A 15,885-nucleotide genomic window follows, 5' to 3' on the forward strand; every position below is an offset into this window, starting at 1 on the left:
CTCTAACAGTCTGTTTAGGTCTTTTGTTTAGATCACGTAATAAAACGGGGATGTCTTTTAAATAAGGCATCCCCGTTTTATTACGACCATGTGTTAATGAATAACCAGTTAGTATTTCGCTGGTTCTCCTTTTTTTATCAAGGTGTTTTTAATAAACAGGCGTAAATCTTCATTTGCCTCTTTTAAATCTGGCTGCCGCATATAAATCATATGTCCTGTTCTGTATCCCTTAAAACTCATTCTATCTTGAAATTTACCTCCAGGATCCATCTGCCACATATTATATTTTGCATTGAAATAGTCGCAAGCTCCATCATAATATCCAGACTGCGTCAATACATGTAAATATGGATTCTGTGCCATTGCCTGTTGCAAGTTTTCACCGGTGTGATCGTCTGAACGGTCCCAAGGATACACTGATCCAAAAACATTATATTTAACATCTGTTGCAAAATTCAACTCATTCCGCAAATAATGATTGATTGCAGGTGTAAAAGAATGCGACCAAGAAGTTAGCTCTGCATTGAAATCAGGTCTTTCGCCACCATCTTTTTTGTCGACCCCCAGATAACGCGAATCCAGTCGGCCAATGGTAAGTCCACGATCTCTGAGCAGTTCTTTCCAAAAAAACCATGTCGATATATCAAAATTCTGCTGCAGCACAACCTTTTTCTCTAAGCCAGCATAACGCGCAACCTGTTCGGCAATTTGTTCTCTTTCAGTTTTTGACAGTGAACCGCCTTTGGTTATAGCCGGTAAAAATTCATTTAATGTAAAAGATTCTACTTCTGGCAGTAAATCATCCAAATCTTTCTGTTGAAGATCCGTACTCAGCGCTTGGTGAAACCAAGCTGCAGCTGCAAAATAAGGCAAGCGTAATGCCGCTTCCACAGGCCCTTCACGTTTCAATCCCAGATCAGTAGGTGAAACCAACACGACCCCATTTAAATACATCCATTGTGCATTCTGTAACTCCAAAGCTAACCCAGAGACACGCGTGGTTCCGTAACTTTCTCCAATCAAATACTTGGGCGATTGCCAACGATTTATCCGTGTCACGAAGGTATTTAGCCAAGCAGCTAAATACTTTATATCCGCGTTGACTCCAAAGAATAATTTCTTATCTGTATCCTTTTCTAAAATACGTGAATAACCGGTATTGACCGGGTTAACATAGACAATATCTGCAACATCAAGAATAGAATACGGGTTATCTCTCATCTCACCGTAGGGCTGCACCGGATACCCCTCGTCATCCAAGGTCAGCATTCGTGGGCCTGTGTAACCGATTTCCATCCACAACGATGCCGAACCAGGCCCGCCATTGAATGAAATAACTAACGGTCTGCTAGCCTTATCTTGGATATCGGTGCGTTCATAATATGTATAATTAATAGCAGCAACAGCCTCCCCCTCTTCATTCCAAGAGGGTTGCATACCGGTTTTAGCCTCATAATTCACCCGTTGACCATTGATAGTAGCGCTGTGTTTAGTACTAACCACTGTATCAATAGGGAGATACTGTTGGGCCAAACCAGATTGGAACAGCATGATGCTTGCAATAATTGTTAAGTAAAATCCTCTCATATTTTTTAGCTAAAAATACATAATAAAAAGACATGACATATTTTATCGCAACATTATTACAAAGAGCCTAGCGTTATTACCAGTGGCTAATACTGCTCTTTTTCGTTTGGAAAAGAAAAAGCTTTGACATCAGAAACATATTGTTCTACAGCCTGGCTGATAACCGCGTGAAGGTCTAGATATTGTCTAACAAATTTGGGTTTAAACCCCTTGGTCATTCCCAGTAAATCGTTGATAACAAGCACCTGACCATCAGTATCAGGTCCGGCACCTATTCCTATCGTAGGAATTCGTAAATGATCAGTCACTTCTTTCGCTAATTTGGCCGGAATTTTCTCTAACACTACTGCAAAACAACCTAATTCATGCAATAATTGAGCATCGGTGTTCAGCTTATGAGCTTCGTGTACTCCCGTAGCCCGTAGCCCGTAGCCTCCATACGCGTTTACTGATTGCGGCATCAATCCTAAATGCCCAATTACGGGTATGCCGGCATTAACTATACATTCGATACTATCTTTTATCTCTGCCCCCCCTTCAAGTTTAATCGCATGAGCGCCTGTCTCTTTCATTACTCTAACGGCAGCATTTAAAGCATCATAAGGATTCCCTTGATAGGATCCAAACGGTAGATCTACCACAACCAAGGACCTTTTAACAGCCCTGGAAACGGAAGCTGCATAGTATATCATCTGATCAAGCGTTATAGGTAAAGTAGTTTCATAGCCAGCCATTACGTTGGCTGCAGAATCACCTACTAAGATAATATCAACTCCTGCCGCGTCCAGAATACTTGCCATTGAATAATCATAGGCGGTTAACATTGATATTTTTTCGCCGGCTAATTTCATCTCTAAGATGTTATTCACCGTAATTCGTTTTACATCTTTATGTACTGACATCTAGCAAAGGTAATAATCCGGTTGAATACTTTTTTATTTACCTTTGCTGTATGTTATCTATCACAGAAGAAAATTACCTAAAGGTGTTACTCCATATTTCGGAAGAAGGCAACAAACAACAGGAAGCTGGCACAAATCAAATAGCTGCTCATTTAAATGTTAGGCCTGCGACCGCAACCGATATGTTAAAGAAACTTAAGGAAAAGGGTTTAGTTGATTATCAAAAGTATGGAAAAATATCACTCACCGACCAAGGACGTACCCACGCTATTGCTGTTGTTCGAAAACATCGACTCTGGGAAACGTTCTTATTTGACAAACTAGGGTTTAGCTGGGACGAGGTACACGAGGTTGCCGAACAACTAGAACACATTAAATCTGAAAAACTTGTTGAACGGCTGGACAAATATTTAGGCTTTCCACAATTTGATCCACATGGCGACGTGATCCCCTCGGCTGATGGGGAGCTTTTAACTAAAAGTAGAAAAACATTGGCAGAAGGAGTAATCGGTCAAAAAACGACAGTCAATGGTGTAAGAGACAACAGTCCTGATTTTTTGCAATATGCATCTAATTTAGGAATTGCTATTGGAAATACGGTTAATATTATTAGCCGATTTGACTTTGACGGTTCGATGGAAATTATTATTGACAACAAAAAAGTGACCATATCTCAGAAAGTAGCAGAAAATATTTTCATATTATAAAACTATTTAATCTATCAGCGTGCAAACGCTTGATTGAATAAGTAAAAATTTCCTTATTTTAATATAAAAACTATGTCAAACGACATCAATATAAAAAATAAAAAGGCGTACTTTGAATATCATATTTTAGAAAAGTACGTTGCCGGGATTCAATTATTGGGAACAGAAATCAAGTCGATTAGACAGTCTAAAGCTAATATTTCTGATGCATTCTGTGCTTTTCTAAATGACGGTCTCTATATACGTAACATGCACATCGCAGAGTATTCTCATGGTTCTTTCTATAACCATGAATCAAAGCGCGACAGAAAACTTTTATTAACAAAAAGAGAATTGAACAAGCTCAAGGTAAAGGGCGAGGAAAAAGGTTTTACTATGGTGCCGCTCAAGATCTTTATGAGTTCCAGAGGTTTTGCAAAAGTTGAGATAGCCCTCGCACAGGGAAAAAAGGACTACGACAAGCGTGAGAGCATTAAAGAACGGGACACTAAACGAGAACTATCAAGGGCGCTGAAATTCTAATAACAAGTTTGACGATGTGTATGGTTAGGAATTACCAGGCCTGATGGCCCACTAATGGTACAAAACGAAAAGTATCAAGTTCTATTTTTTCGTAATCATTTTCTGCCAGTCTTATAAATGTAGTCATTTTCTGCTCCTTCTCGTTACCCACAGGTATAACCAAGATTCCTCCTATGATTAGTTGCTTGAGCATGATCTGAGGTGCGAAAGGCGCTCCCGCTGTGACAATTATTTTGTTATATGGTGCATGTTCTGGGAGGCCTTTCGAACCGTCACCCAAAAAAAAATGAGGATGGTACCCCATATATGGGAGTACTTTAATGGTGCGATCATACAGCGCCTTTTGACGCTCTATGGTATAAACTTCTGCTCCCAGCTCCATCAAAATACAAGTTTGATAGCCAGAACCTGTCCCAATTTCCAATATACTATCCCCCTTCTTAATATGCAAAAGCTCCGTCTGGTAAGCTACGGTGTATGGTTGCGAGATAGTTTGCCCATCACCAATAGGAAAAGCTATATCCTTATATGCTTGGTTCCAGAACGTTTCGTCAAAGAAAAAATGGCGTGGCACTTTCCCCATCGCTTTTAACACACCTTCATCCTCAATCCCTCTTTTCTTAAGAATTTCTACCAGCTGTTTCCTGGCACCTTTTTCACGATAATTATCTATAAATTTATAAGCCATTATTCCTCCAAAAATAAGCTTGTTAAAGCACTTTAAGAAGTTTAAATGATTCAAAAAGTCTAATATATTAAAGACTTGAGGTTTATATTTTAAATATACCCAATTTTACTAAACGACTATTCAGTGTTTTTTTTGTTAATTTCGTGGCATTAATTCTTGCAAGATGAAAAGATACTTATTATCCATATTATTTTTACTAGCTGTTTTTATATCACGGAGCCAAGTTGTGCGCATAGATACTGCTTCTCACAATCAAATACATGTACCGAATAACCTGCAAAAACCCTATTCGTCAGAATTTATGTATTCTGTAGCGCTTAGGGCTTTTGCTTTGGAGCAATTCCCCCAAATATTCAATAATCCGGAGCGAGAGCAATTTTACTCCTCAGCCTTTAACGGCTTGACCTTTAAATTTAACGATAATCAGATTAGCTACAGGATAACCGGTATTTATTTTAACAATGACGTATCGTCAAATAAAAACTGCTTAAACTGCGAACAGATTGGCGGGAAACTGCAAAATACAGCCTTAAAAATAGGTTTTGAAAAGAATATCACCTATACACGGATTCAACCTTATTTCGGGTTGGATATTGGATATATGAACCAAAAGTATGCTCGTGAAGAATACAATAGTTTAGCGGAACAAAGCCAACAAGAAGTTATTGACAGAAAAAATTCAGCCTTGGCTTCCCCTTTCATTGGGATAAAGTTCAATGTATTACCTTATTTGACTGTTGTGGCTGAAAGTAATTTTACCATCGCATATAGTTATCAAAAGACCGAACGAGCCAGCTCTCCCGATACTCCGCACTCCAGGGAAAAGTGGGAGTATTTCTTTGCACCTGTAGGATCGCTTGGAATACAGTTCAATTTTGGAACGCTTTATTAAATAAAGAATTCAATAGGGGTCGACATCTATTTGAACAAAACATCCCTTATTGGCCTTTTCAGTCTCAAAAGATAATAATGCATTTTGTAATGCATTTTTCACCTTATTGATACTCGTTCCGTCGCGTTCGATCTTCAATAATATGGTATAGATATAATAATTCCTTATTCGGCCAATCAAGGGTACTTCTGGCCCCAACACTCTATCGCCAAAAAGTGTACGTAATGAAGCGCCCAGCCTATGCGCACAGGCATGCGCATGTTGTTGTTCCCTATGTTTAATATCGATTTTTATTAAACGAAAGAAAGGAGGATAGCTATAGTGTTTCCTCTCGGCAACCTCCGTCATAAACATCCCTTCATAATCATGATTAATCACTTGTTCCAATACACGGTGCTTCGTAGCATAAGCCTGTATAATTACTTTCCCTTTTAACCCTCTTCTACCGGCTCTTCCACTTACTTGCGACAATAAAGAAAAGCTTCTTTCAAAAGCCCTAAAATCCGGATAACTGATCAAAGTGTCTGCATTGATAACGCCTATAACCGTCACTTTTCCGAAATCTAACCCTTTTGCTACCATTTGGGTACCTACCAATACATTGAACCGTTGTTCATCAAAATCTGTAATTATCCGCTCAAAGCTATCCTTACCTCTTGTGGAATCCAAATCCAAGCGTCCAACCTTTACCTCAGGTAATAAGACAGAAAGCTCTTCTTCTATTCTTTCTGTGCCTATTCCTTTATTTTCTATATGTGTTGAACCACATGCTGGACAAACCTGAATAGGTTCCTCCTTAAAACCACAGTAATGGCAATGCAGCTTATTATTACTCTTATGATAAGTTAAGCTTACGTCACAATTGGTACATTTAGGTATATAGCCGCAGGTTCGGCACATGAACATTGATGTATACCCTCTCCTGTTCTGGAAAAGAATGACCTGTTCTTTTCTTATCAGAGCCTGCTTTATTTCATCAATCAATACCTCACTAAAATAAGACTGATCCGCTTTATTTTTTCCGTCCTCTTTTAGGTTTACCACACATATAGTAGGCAACACGGCACTTCCAAAACGTTCATTCAATTGAACAAAGCCATATTTGCCGGCTTTTGCGTTATAAAATGTCTCAACAGATGGCGTGGCCGACCCTAGCAACACCTTCGCTTGATGTATATATCCTAAATAAATGGCTGTATCTCTAGCATGATACCTTGGAGCAGGATCAAACTGCTTGAATGAAGTTTCATGCTCTTCGTCAACTATAACAGCCGTGAGTTTATTAAATGGCAGAAAAACAGATGACCGTGCTCCAAGCACCACCTTAATTTCTCCACTAAGCACTTTCTGCCAAACTTCAGCTCTTTCATTATCGTTAAATCGAGAATGATAAACCCCTACATGTTTACCGAAATGCAACCTTAAACGCTCAACAATCTGCGAAGTCAAGGCAATTTCCGGAAGTAAATATAATACCGAACCTCCTTTTTCCAATGCATCTTCAATTAAACGAATGTAAAGTTGTGTTTTTCCTGAAGCAGTTACGCCTTGAAGCAAGACGACATCTTTCTCAGCAAATTGCTTTTTTATATCTTCTAAAGCAATACGCTGACTCTCGCTCAATGAAAAAGATGCTTCTACACCCGCATCTTCATCATACAGCCGACTCACTACTTTTTCTTCAACTATAAAAACCTTCTTTTCTATTAATGCTTTTAGTGCCGATGTTCCGCATCCACTTGCCTCCAACAATTCGCTTTTCGAGATATGGATTTGCTTCTTTTTTAACTGAAAATAGGCTAAGATAGCATCTTGCTGTTTTGGCGCGCGATTCAAACTTTCTACTAAGATTCTTTTTTCTTCCTCACGTTCTAAATCTATGTTTAATATCAAAAATGCTTTTTTCTTTGGTATGTAGCGATCTTTTATTTCTTCGGATATAAGAATAGCCCCGCGATTGAGCAGCGTTTTCAATAAAGGAAACACTGTCTTCTGCCCTAAAAGTTTGACAACATCACCTACTTTCAATTCCCCAGCTACATCTAAAGCATCTAAAATCAGGTATTCTTTATCGCTTAAACGTGAACGATCTATTTCACTATTATCAGCAGCAATAATTTTAGTCTCAGAAGCCAATTTCAATGCAGCTGGCATAGCCGCCTGCATTACTTCACCCAAGTGACATAGATAATATTCTTTCACCCAATCCCACAAACGTAATTGCTTGGGGGTAATAACTGGTTGATCATCCAAAATATCCAGAATATATTTGGCCTCATAACGATTAGGGGCCTTAGTTGAGATATCGTAAACAATAGCTGCATAAATCTTGCTTTTTCCAAACTGAACAATCACTCGTTTACCAATTGCCACTTTGTTTTTTAACTCATTTGGCACACGATAGGTATAAGTTTTTGAAATAGCCAGCGGCAACACAACATCAACAAACAACGTTACCCGTTCCGGCAAATGTTCGCTTACTTGAAATTCTATCATAAGTGCATAAATTAAGACATTATCTACCCTTAAGTGTGGCCAAAAATAATGTTACCCAACCGAGGATAAAAGCAACTCCACCTATCGGAGTCACAGGACCTAATATTTGAGTTTCCGAAATACCTGTAATTTCTCTAGTTGATAAAAGATATAATGATCCGCAAAACAACAATATTCCGATGGTAAAAGCAAAATATGACACATTTATAAGCGTGTTTTTAGCTCTGGAAAAAGTAGCTAAAAAAAGTAATGCAAGCGTATGATAAAACTGGTAGTTAACTGCTGTATGCCAGTTCTCTATACTTTGTTCACTAATTTTCCCGGAGAGGCCGTGTGCTCCAAAAGCTCCCAATATAACTGCAATCATCCCAAAGAATGCAGCGGTCAGTATGATACGTTTGTTCATTAATTGGATTTGTTTTAGCGGCTAATTTAATAAACCTATTACATTTTCACTTGGTCGGCGTTAATTTTTTACCTTTGCTATGGCACCATGAGAAAAATTATAATACTTACCAGCATATTGTTTGTTGCAGTTATTGCTGCGGCAGTCCTATATTTTAAAAGCCTTCACGATAATAGTCGGTCGCAGAATCGTACCATTATGCATATTCCTGCTGATGCGGCTTTTCTTGTTTCTTTTCAAAATGATCAATCATTTTATAATATATTCGATGATTTCGAAATTTTTGAGGCAGTTATCGGTAAAGAAGCGCAACATGAACTGACTTTTTTACACAAACAAGTATTAAAGCCATCGGATCTCGCTCAGCTAATCGCTAAACAAACACTCTATTTTTCCTTCCATCCCACTAAAGAAAGGATCGGTTACTTAATTACAATCCCTTTCAGAGTAAAAGTAAATGAGGAAGAAGCTTATGCAAAACTGAATACTGCTATAAGAAATATCGGGCAAGCAAAACCAGACAGTATCGCGGAAAACCTTTACCAAGTCACCCTAGATGAACTCAAGAGGCCTTTCTTCATTGCTTTTAGGTCGGGAACTGCACTGCTGAGCTTTGACAAAAATCTTATAGAAAAAGCCTTAGACGACAAAGAACCACACCTTTCGTCAAACTTTATTCAGGAGCTGAATGAAAACAGCCACAAAAACAACAATGCTATTTTCAACTTACATCTCAATCATGATCAACTTTTTAAACTCGTAACCGATTTAACGCGGGTTAAACCTGGCAACAATCTTCAACTATTGGAAGGTCTTAAGGGGATGTCGTCGCTAAACATGAATTTCAAAAGCGACGCACTGATGTTTAACGGCCAAAGCACAGTTGATGCCAATAACCAGAGTTACCTAGCTTTATATACCCACCAAAAGGCTAGCGATGAACAACTGAAAGAAATACTTACAGCAAATACTGCTGCTTACGCCGCATTTACCTTCTCCGATTACCCGTCTTTCCATAATCAGTTAACACAGTTATTAGATAAAAGAAAACAGTTAAATCGAATAAATGATCAGCTCAACCTCATAAAATCTTCAAAAAAAGTCGATATTAATGAAGAGCTTTTATCAGCGTGGGATAATGAATTCGCATCTGTGGAACTAAATACCAGAGAAAATATCGGCATAGTAAAGTTAAAAGATTCCTCGGATTTTGTTAAGATGATTGAAAAGATAAGTAGTCCAGCGGCGGAGAATATGCGACGGTTTGATAATTCTAACCTGCTATACTACTCTTTTGGCGACCCAATGCTGCCTTTTCAACGACCGTATTTCACTATTATCAACAACTATATGGTCTGTGCCAATACCATTAGTACACTCCAACAGTACCGAAAACAATATGAAGAACAACGGTTATTAGTAAACACATTACCTTATTTAGCGTTTAATAAGTTACGCTCAGACAAATCAAATATTTCCTTTTTTATTAATAACGAAAATGCCGCCCGAAACTTAAGACGGACTTTACAAGTCCCGTTTGAAAAAGCGTATAGTGACACAAGCGCCTTCGACTACAAGAATTTCTATGCTTTTTCTTATCAGTTATCGGGTTATAACGGAAACTTCTACAGTAATTTTATTGCGAAATACTCGCTACCATCAACAGACGCTAACGAGCCAGTTTGGGAATTTGGTCTCAACCAAGAGATTAATTATCCACCACAAGTTTTTGCTTACAATGATTCTGCAAATTTTATTATTACTCAGGATCAAAGTAACGTATTATACGCATTATCCTCGGATGGGAAAGAATTATGGCGAACTTCCCTTTCTGGAGAAATCTTAGGAAGTATACAGCAATTACCTGATAGGAGTATTATTTTTAATACAGCAAACAGACTTTACCGATTTAATACAAATGGTAATTCATCACCTGGATTTCCCGTTGCAATTCCTCATGAAGCAAGTAATGGATTAACAATATTTAACCCTCAACAGAGCGATTTTAAAGTGTTCATTCCTGGTTACCAACGCATCTTCGCGTATGATGAAAATGGCAAGGCTTTATCCGAGTGGGAAAATAAAACTGTACAAGGAAATATCGTCCATAATTTAAAAACTGCGCTCCTAAATGATCACAATTACATAATAGCGTTAACAGATATAGGAAATATCTATTATTTCAATCATAACAGTAGCTTAATTGATGTAACTGAAAGCAAAAATAAGTTTAAAAATACATTCAGCATTGAAATCACTCCCGGAACACCAGAAGAATCTCGTATAATAACAACAGACACCAGTGGAATGTTGCTGAGTTTTTATTTTGACAAAAACCTAACTAGAACGAATTTAGGAAGATGGTCAGAAAATCATCATTTTGAAACAGCAAATCTCCTTGGCGATAGTATCCCTGAACTTATTTTTATTGATAAAAAACAACTTCATGTTTATAACAGCAAGGATAGTACATTACACTATGATCATACCTTCGATACCGAAATAAACACCAAACTTCTATATTTCCCTACGACAAATAATCGGAAAACATTAGGCATTTCATCTATGGCAAAACTCCTGTATGTATTTGATGAAGACGGTTCTATTATAAAAAGTTTTCCGGTTGAAGGTTTGCCCGATTTTTACTATGGGAAGCTAAAAAACGACGGACACCGATATGTTCTCCTCAGCAAGGGCGACAAAAAGCTGGCAGCTTATGTCATTGACTAAAAAAGCGTTTTTTAGGCGTAGTAGGCACAAAGTCTTTCAAATAAAAAGGTTCAAAATAAGCTACATCTTCAAATTGATGATTGTTGAATTTTTCTTTTGCTTCTTTTAGCAGATAACGTGCTGAGTTTTGAAATCCACTAACTACTTTAATTCTTTCTGATTGCTCAAAAAGGCTACTTAATTTATTTGCACCATCGCCAAACAGAACCAGTTGATATTTTTCTGTCAAATGATCAAAAGTATTTTCATCTATTACTCTAGCTGCTGTAGCTTCTTGTGGCTGCAAATCTAACCGATAAATAGCTGTGTAAACTTCCATTCTACGTGCATCAATCATAGGACAAAATAAACTATCTAGAGACAAATCATCTTTCCTAAGACTTTTCAGTTGATCTATATAACCAGTCACCATAGCATCCAACGTATTGATCGCAATTAAAGGAATATCCAAAGCATAACAGATACCCTTGGCTACTGAAACACCAATGCGCAAGCCTGTATAAGAACCCGGCCCCTTACTAACAGCTATAGCATCCAAATCTTTCATTTCTAGGCCTGATTTTGCCATAACCTCCTTAATGAAAATTGTTAGCATAGACGCATGCGCATTATGCTCATGGTGATCCCGACAGGAAACCAATACCCCATTTATACTAAGTGCTACAGAACAGGTGGCGGTAGCTGTTTCAATATGCAAAATATTCATATATTATCGAATAATAATAAAATATACTATGGTACCGGATCATGACCATGTCCGCCCCAAGGATGACAACGGCTGATTCGCTTTAAAGTAAGCCATCCCCCTTTAAACGGACCGTATCTTCTTATTGCTTCTATACCATACTGCGAACAAGTAGGCGTATACCGACATGTACCCGGAAACAGCGGAGAAATTAACAATTGATATAGTCTGATAACAGCCAAAAAAACGCTACTTATTATCCCTTTAATTACTCGATTCCAAAGGTAATTTATCATATTCCACTTGAAATTTCAGCAATGCATCTTTCATCCTGCGGTGTACCTTACGGTACGAAATTATTTCCTTCCCAATATATTGTATCGCTATCAATACGCGTTGCTCCCTCTCACGTAAAAATGGATATAACATAACTTCTTTGTCCAATCTATAGGACTCACGCATTCTTCGCTTAAGTAAATTGCGATCAACGGCCCGTTTAAAACGACGCTTTGGAACAGATATAACCACCTGAGCAGGGTAAGAAAGATGTTGGACTTTTGTAAAGGTTATTTTATAAGGATAGAAAATAAAAGAAGAGCCACCTTGAAAAAGACTTTTCAAAAGTCTTTTATTACAAAGTCGCTCTTCCTTTTTAAATGTATATTTTGCCATTAGTAACCATGCTAAAGACCATAATCGAAACCGGTGCAGGCTTCGGGTATAAGCTGGGTACCGGAAAAATAAACTTAAGCCTTATGACGGCGTTCGTCAGAGACTGTTAACCGTTTTCTGCCTTTAGCTCTTCTAGCCGCTAATACTCTTCTACCATTGGCTGAAGACATGCGCTCCCTAAAACCATGCTTATTTCTTCTCTTACGTTGCGAAGGTTGAAATGTTCTTTTCATCAGTGTAATTTTTTATATTTTAACTACCACAAACTTAAAGCGGTCTTCACCACCACTATTAAATATTGCTATAAGTGCTTTCTATTGCTTTAAAAAACAAGAGTGCAAATGTAAGGCTTATTCCTTAATAATCAAATATTTTTTTCAATAGAATGTCTTTATTCTTTATAAAAGAACAACTACAACTACCACTGGAATTGTAATAAAAAAATATTCACCCTTGAAATTAGAATGATTCTAATTAGTTTTGTTTATGAGATATTTCAATTACCAATCATTACTAATAGGCTGCATCTGCCTATTTACAATACAAACATTTCCTATCAATCTCCTTGCCAAACAAGACTCTCTCTTGAACTACAAAATCTTCGACACAAAAAGGAAGAAGGAAATATCTTTAGAAAAGCTGAACAAAAATTTAAAAAAAATTGATGTAATATTTTTTGGCGAAGAACATAACGACTCTATCGGGCATCGTATAGAGCTTGCATTATTTCGGCTTTTAGAGCAGCGTTACAAAAATGTGGCTTTATCTCTGGAAATGTTTCAAAGCGACACTCAACTTGTATTGGATGAATACCTTAGTGGTCTAATAACACCGTCTAATCTCGCTAAGGATGGCCGCCTCTGGAATAACTATAAAGATTATGAACCGCTAATAGAATTTGCACGAATAAAGCAAACACCGGTTCTTGCGGCAAATGCCCCCAGTCGATACACTAATAGCGTAACCAGACATGGCCTCGAAAGTTTAACACACTTAAGCGAATCGGGAAAGAATTTGCTAGCACCTCTACCTATTGATACACTCATCGGCCCTTATTACGAAAAGTTTGTCCAGATAATGGGTGGACATGATAAACTCTCCGGGGCGAAGATTTATCAAAGTCAAAATCTATGGGATGCTACGATGGCATACAGAATCAGTAAACTTGCTGACAGCCTAAGAGAAACTAAAATACTACATATCAATGGCCGTTTCCATAGCGATGAAAAACTGGGAACTTTTCAACAATTAAGAAAATACGCTCCTTATCTAAAAGCCATCAATATATCGTGTTTTTCCCATGAGGATTTTGAAAAACCACAATGGGAGGATTTTCAAGAACTTGGCGACTATATTATCCTCACCAACCCTAATATCAAAAGAAGCTTTTAAAAAAAGATGAGTTTTTACAAGAAAACCGGTTCTGCCCATACGAACTTAGCAGAACTGGTTTAAACTATAAAATTTACTAGCCTCTGGTCTTCAATAAATCGCGAATCTCAGCAAGAAGGGTTTCTTCTTTAGATGGAGCTGCTGGTTCTTCCGGAGCTGCTTCCTCTGCCTTTTTAAAATTGTTAATACCCTTTATAATAAGAAAAAGAGCAAAGGCAATAATAATAAAAGAAATAACCTGCGATATGAAATTACCATATTTAATGGCAGTACCAGGAATTACCAGATCGGCCAAATTATCAAGATTTGCTGCTTCCAGCGCAGGTGTTAATATCGCTGGGGTAATGATATCCTCTACCAACGAAGTCACAATACGTCCAAATGCACCGCCAATAATTACACCGACAGCCAAGTCTACAACATTGCCACGCATGGCAAATTCTTTAAATTCTTTTACGAAACCCATACTCTATTATTTTAGTTAAATATTCATTTGTAACACTAAAGTAAATATTTTTGTTTATTCCTTTAAAATTTTAAAATAAATAAATAGAAATTACACCTGCCAATATGGCCTACTCATCTAAAATTACGTACTTTTGCACTCAGATAAAATCTCTCTCATTGAAGATAATCTTAGTGTCAAGTTAAAAAATATGCTAAAACAAAGTTTACAGCAAAAATTACTTCAAAAATTATCACCTCAGCAGATCCAATTTATTAAACTGCTGCAGGTCCCCACTGTGTCTTTAGATACCCGCATTAAGGAAGAGTTGGAAGAAAACCCTGCATTGGAAGACATCAGCCTTGCCAATATGAATGAACCTACCGAAGAATATCCAGATAGAGACCCTGATGAAGATAACTTTAATAGTGAAGATCAAAATGGAGATGCAGACGAATTTAATGTGGATGACTATTTACAGAATGACGATATAAGTGATTATGCCGGCAACGTAAACAACAACAGTGATGATGATGAAGATCGAAAAGAGATGCCAATTGCCATACAAAATTCTTTTTTTGAAAACCTTCAGCAACAGTTGGATCTCTTAGCATTAAATGATAGAGATTTCTTAATTGGCCAACAGATAATTGGTAGCCTAGATGACGACGGTTATCTGCGACGCCCGATTGTTTCTTTGATTGACGATTTAGCGTTTTCACAAAATGTCATAGCTAGCGAGGAAGAAGTAGAGGATATTTTAAGAATTATACAAACATTCGACCCTCCGGGCGTAGGAGCACGCGATCTCCAGGAGTGCCTGCTGATACAGTTGAGAAAGAAAGATCAAGACAGCGCTATTGTAAAGGAAGCAATTCTGGTTGTTGAAAACTATTTGGAAGAGTTTACAAGAAAACATTATGACAAGTTAGAGCGCGTACTTAATATTAATTCCGATGAATTAAAAAAAATTATTGATGAAATTTTAAAGCTAAACCCTAAACCGGGTGATTCTGGGGCTGTCACAGGCAAACAATTGCATATTATCCCTGATTTTCATATTTCGAACAACGACGGTATCCTCGTGTTAACACTCAATGCACAAAACGCACCCGAGTTACGTGTGAGTCGCTCCTATCAGGAAATGTTTGATCACTATGATAAGGCCGCTCAAAAAGATAAGAAGATGAAAGAGGCCGTGCAATTTGTCAAGCAAAAACTTGATTCGGCAAAATGGTTTATAGATGCTATTAAGCAACGTCAACAAACCTTACTTAAAACCATGAATGCCATAATGAACTACCAATATACCTACTTTTTAACGGGTGATGAACGGAATCTCAGGCCCATGATCTTAAAAGATATCGCAGATAAAATAGACATGGATATCTCGACGGTTTCGAGAGTGGCTAATTCAAAATACGTACAGACAGAATTTGGCACCTTTTTGTTAAAATCTTTTTTCTCCGAAGCAATCCAAACAGATAGCGGAGAAGAAGTTTCCAATAAGGAAGTTAAGAAAATTCTAGAAGAGTGCATTGCTAATGAGGATAAACGAAAGCCTTTAGCGGATGAAAAATTGACGGAAATTTTAAAAGAAAAAGGCTATACCATCGCTAGACGTACCGTGGCCAAATACCGCGAAGCTATGAATATTCCCGTGGCCAGGCTTCGCAAAAAACTTTAAGTAGATAAAATTTCCTTCGTTGTATTTGGTGTCTATTCATTTCATAGACCTAAAACTTAAAGTACAATTTGAGA

At 37.6% G+C, this 15,885-nt stretch carries 16 protein-coding genes; 6 read left to right on the forward strand and 10 right to left on the reverse strand.

What is annotated here, in order from left to right; all coding sequences use genetic code 11:
* Positions 1–108: 108 nt before the first annotated feature.
* On the reverse strand, positions 109–1,587 hold the full coding sequence (locus H8S90_RS01610) for a S10 family peptidase (RefSeq protein ID WP_187340887.1): 1,479 nt from the start codon (positions 1,585–1,587) through the stop codon (positions 109–111).
* Between the two features lie 86 nt (positions 1,588–1,673).
* Positions 1,674–2,489 carry a 3-methyl-2-oxobutanoate hydroxymethyltransferase gene (gene panB / locus H8S90_RS01615; protein ID WP_187340888.1) on the reverse strand — a complete coding sequence of 272 codons (816 nt, stop codon included), beginning with the start codon at positions 2,487–2,489 and terminating at the stop codon, positions 1,674–1,676.
* Positions 2,490–2,539: 50 nt separating this feature from the next.
* Between panB and H8S90_RS01620 the strand changes: the two genes are divergently transcribed.
* Together H8S90_RS01620 and smpB are read left to right on the forward strand one after the other, a co-directional pair.
* The gene (locus H8S90_RS01620) at positions 2,540–3,196 is read left to right on the forward strand and encodes a metal-dependent transcriptional regulator (RefSeq protein WP_187340889.1); all 657 of its coding nucleotides are present in this window, start codon (positions 2,540–2,542) and stop codon (positions 3,194–3,196) included.
* A 72-nt stretch (positions 3,197–3,268) separates the two neighbouring features.
* Positions 3,269–3,718 (forward strand): SsrA-binding protein SmpB, encoded by a 450-nt coding sequence (gene smpB, locus H8S90_RS01625; RefSeq protein ID WP_187340890.1) that lies wholly within the window; start codon positions 3,269–3,271, stop codon positions 3,716–3,718.
* 31 nt (positions 3,719–3,749) lie between these two features.
* Here the strand turns inward: smpB and H8S90_RS01630 are convergent, their stop codons facing one another.
* Complete coding sequence (locus tag H8S90_RS01630) at positions 3,750–4,406, reverse strand: protein-L-isoaspartate(D-aspartate) O-methyltransferase (RefSeq protein WP_187340891.1); 657 nt, start codon at positions 4,404–4,406, stop codon at positions 3,750–3,752.
* Between the two features lie 163 nt (positions 4,407–4,569).
* Between H8S90_RS01630 and H8S90_RS01635 the strand changes: the two genes are divergently transcribed.
* A complete protein-coding gene (locus tag H8S90_RS01635) occupies positions 4,570–5,298 on the forward strand; it encodes a hypothetical protein (RefSeq protein ID WP_187340892.1) in 729 nt (242 codons plus the stop codon).
* Positions 5,299–5,307: 9 nt separating this feature from the next.
* Here the strand turns inward: H8S90_RS01635 and priA are convergent, their stop codons facing one another.
* Together priA and H8S90_RS01645 are read right to left on the reverse strand one after the other, a co-directional pair.
* Complete coding sequence (gene priA, locus H8S90_RS01640) at positions 5,308–7,794, reverse strand: primosomal protein N' (RefSeq protein WP_187340893.1); 2,487 nt, start codon at positions 7,792–7,794, stop codon at positions 5,308–5,310.
* 19 nt (positions 7,795–7,813) lie between these two features.
* Positions 7,814–8,200: a DUF423 domain-containing protein gene (locus H8S90_RS01645; RefSeq protein ID WP_187340894.1), complete on the reverse strand. Its 387-nt coding sequence runs from the start codon at positions 8,198–8,200 to the stop codon at positions 7,814–7,816.
* Between the two features lie 87 nt (positions 8,201–8,287).
* Here H8S90_RS01645 and H8S90_RS01650 point away from each other — a divergent pair, with 87 nt between their 5' ends.
* Positions 8,288–10,930 carry a hypothetical protein gene (locus H8S90_RS01650; RefSeq protein ID WP_187340895.1) on the forward strand — a complete coding sequence of 881 codons (2,643 nt, stop codon included), beginning with the start codon at positions 8,288–8,290 and terminating at the stop codon, positions 10,928–10,930.
* Here the strand turns inward: H8S90_RS01650 and tsaB are convergent.
* The 4 genes from tsaB to rpmH form a co-directional block, all read right to left on the reverse strand.
* The gene (gene tsaB / locus H8S90_RS01655) at positions 10,920–11,636 is read right to left on the reverse strand and encodes a tRNA (adenosine(37)-N6)-threonylcarbamoyltransferase complex dimerization subunit type 1 TsaB (protein WP_187340896.1); all 717 of its coding nucleotides are present in this window, start codon (positions 11,634–11,636) and stop codon (positions 10,920–10,922) included. The genes H8S90_RS01650 and tsaB overlap by 11 nt on opposite strands.
* Before the next feature lie 26 nt (positions 11,637–11,662).
* Entirely contained in the window at positions 11,663–11,911 is a 249-nt protein-coding gene (gene yidD / locus H8S90_RS01660; RefSeq protein WP_187340897.1) for a membrane protein insertion efficiency factor YidD, read from the reverse strand.
* The gene (locus tag H8S90_RS01665; RefSeq protein WP_187340898.1) at positions 11,880–12,287 is read right to left on the reverse strand and encodes a ribonuclease P protein component; all 408 of its coding nucleotides are present in this window, start codon (positions 12,285–12,287) and stop codon (positions 11,880–11,882) included. The genes yidD and H8S90_RS01665 overlap by 32 nt, the downstream gene beginning before the upstream one ends.
* A 74-nt stretch (positions 12,288–12,361) precedes the next feature.
* Positions 12,362–12,520 carry a 50S ribosomal protein L34 gene (rpmH, locus tag H8S90_RS01670; RefSeq protein WP_146380590.1) on the reverse strand — a complete coding sequence of 53 codons (159 nt, stop codon included), beginning with the start codon at positions 12,518–12,520 and terminating at the stop codon, positions 12,362–12,364.
* 352 nt (positions 12,521–12,872) lie between these two features.
* On the opposite strand from rpmH, the gene H8S90_RS01675 reads away from it, so the two are divergent.
* A complete protein-coding gene (locus tag H8S90_RS01675) occupies positions 12,873–13,679 on the forward strand; it encodes a ChaN family lipoprotein (RefSeq protein ID WP_255501763.1) in 807 nt (268 codons plus the stop codon).
* Positions 13,680–13,755: 76 nt separating this feature from the next.
* Here H8S90_RS01675 and mscL read toward each other — a convergent pair whose 3' ends face one another.
* Complete coding sequence (mscL, locus tag H8S90_RS01680; RefSeq protein WP_187340900.1) at positions 13,756–14,145, reverse strand: large-conductance mechanosensitive channel protein MscL; 390 nt, start codon at positions 14,143–14,145, stop codon at positions 13,756–13,758.
* A gap of 190 nt (positions 14,146–14,335) precedes the next feature.
* On the opposite strand from mscL, the gene rpoN reads away from it, so the two are divergent.
* Positions 14,336–15,811 (forward strand): RNA polymerase factor sigma-54, encoded by a 1,476-nt coding sequence (gene rpoN / locus H8S90_RS01685; protein WP_187340901.1) that lies wholly within the window; start codon positions 14,336–14,338, stop codon positions 15,809–15,811.
* The last annotated feature ends 74 nt before the right edge of the window (positions 15,812–15,885 follow it).

Origin of the sequence: Olivibacter sp. SDN3, assembly GCF_014334135.1 — a bacterium.
GTDB lineage: Bacteria > Bacteroidota > Bacteroidia > Sphingobacteriales > Sphingobacteriaceae > Olivibacter.

Coding starts and splice junctions, on each gene's coding strand:
- smpB (WP_187340890.1), top strand. CDS start 3,269: ATGTCAAACGACATCAATATAAAAAATAAAAAGGCGTACTTTGAATAT.
- H8S90_RS01645 (WP_187340894.1), bottom strand. CDS start 8,200: ATGAACAAACGTATCATACTGACCGCTGCATTCTTTGGGATGATTGCA.
- yidD (WP_187340897.1), bottom strand. CDS start 11,911: ATGATAAATTACCTTTGGAATCGAGTAATTAAAGGGATAATAAGTAGC.
- panB (WP_187340888.1), bottom strand. CDS start 2,489: ATGTCAGTACATAAAGATGTAAAACGAATTACGGTGAATAACATCTTA.
- H8S90_RS01620 (WP_187340889.1), top strand. CDS start 2,540: ATGTTATCTATCACAGAAGAAAATTACCTAAAGGTGTTACTCCATATT.
- priA (WP_187340893.1), bottom strand. CDS start 7,794: ATGATAGAATTTCAAGTAAGCGAACATTTGCCGGAACGGGTAACGTTG.
- H8S90_RS01635 (WP_187340892.1), top strand. CDS start 4,570: ATGAAAAGATACTTATTATCCATATTATTTTTACTAGCTGTTTTTATA.
- mscL (WP_187340900.1), bottom strand. CDS start 14,145: ATGGGTTTCGTAAAAGAATTTAAAGAATTTGCCATGCGTGGCAATGTT.
- H8S90_RS01665 (WP_187340898.1), bottom strand. CDS start 12,287: ATGGCAAAATATACATTTAAAAAGGAAGAGCGACTTTGTAATAAAAGA.
- tsaB (WP_187340896.1), bottom strand. CDS start 11,636: ATGAATATTTTGCATATTGAAACAGCTACCGCCACCTGTTCTGTAGCA.
- H8S90_RS01630 (WP_187340891.1), bottom strand. CDS start 4,406: ATGGCTTATAAATTTATAGATAATTATCGTGAAAAAGGTGCCAGGAAA.
- rpmH (WP_146380590.1), bottom strand. CDS start 12,520: ATGAAAAGAACATTTCAACCTTCGCAACGTAAGAGAAGAAATAAGCAT.
- H8S90_RS01610 (WP_187340887.1), bottom strand. CDS start 1,587: ATGAGAGGATTTTACTTAACAATTATTGCAAGCATCATGCTGTTCCAA.
- rpoN (WP_187340901.1), top strand. CDS start 14,336: ATGCTAAAACAAAGTTTACAGCAAAAATTACTTCAAAAATTATCACCT.
- H8S90_RS01650 (WP_187340895.1), top strand. CDS start 8,288: ATGAGAAAAATTATAATACTTACCAGCATATTGTTTGTTGCAGTTATT.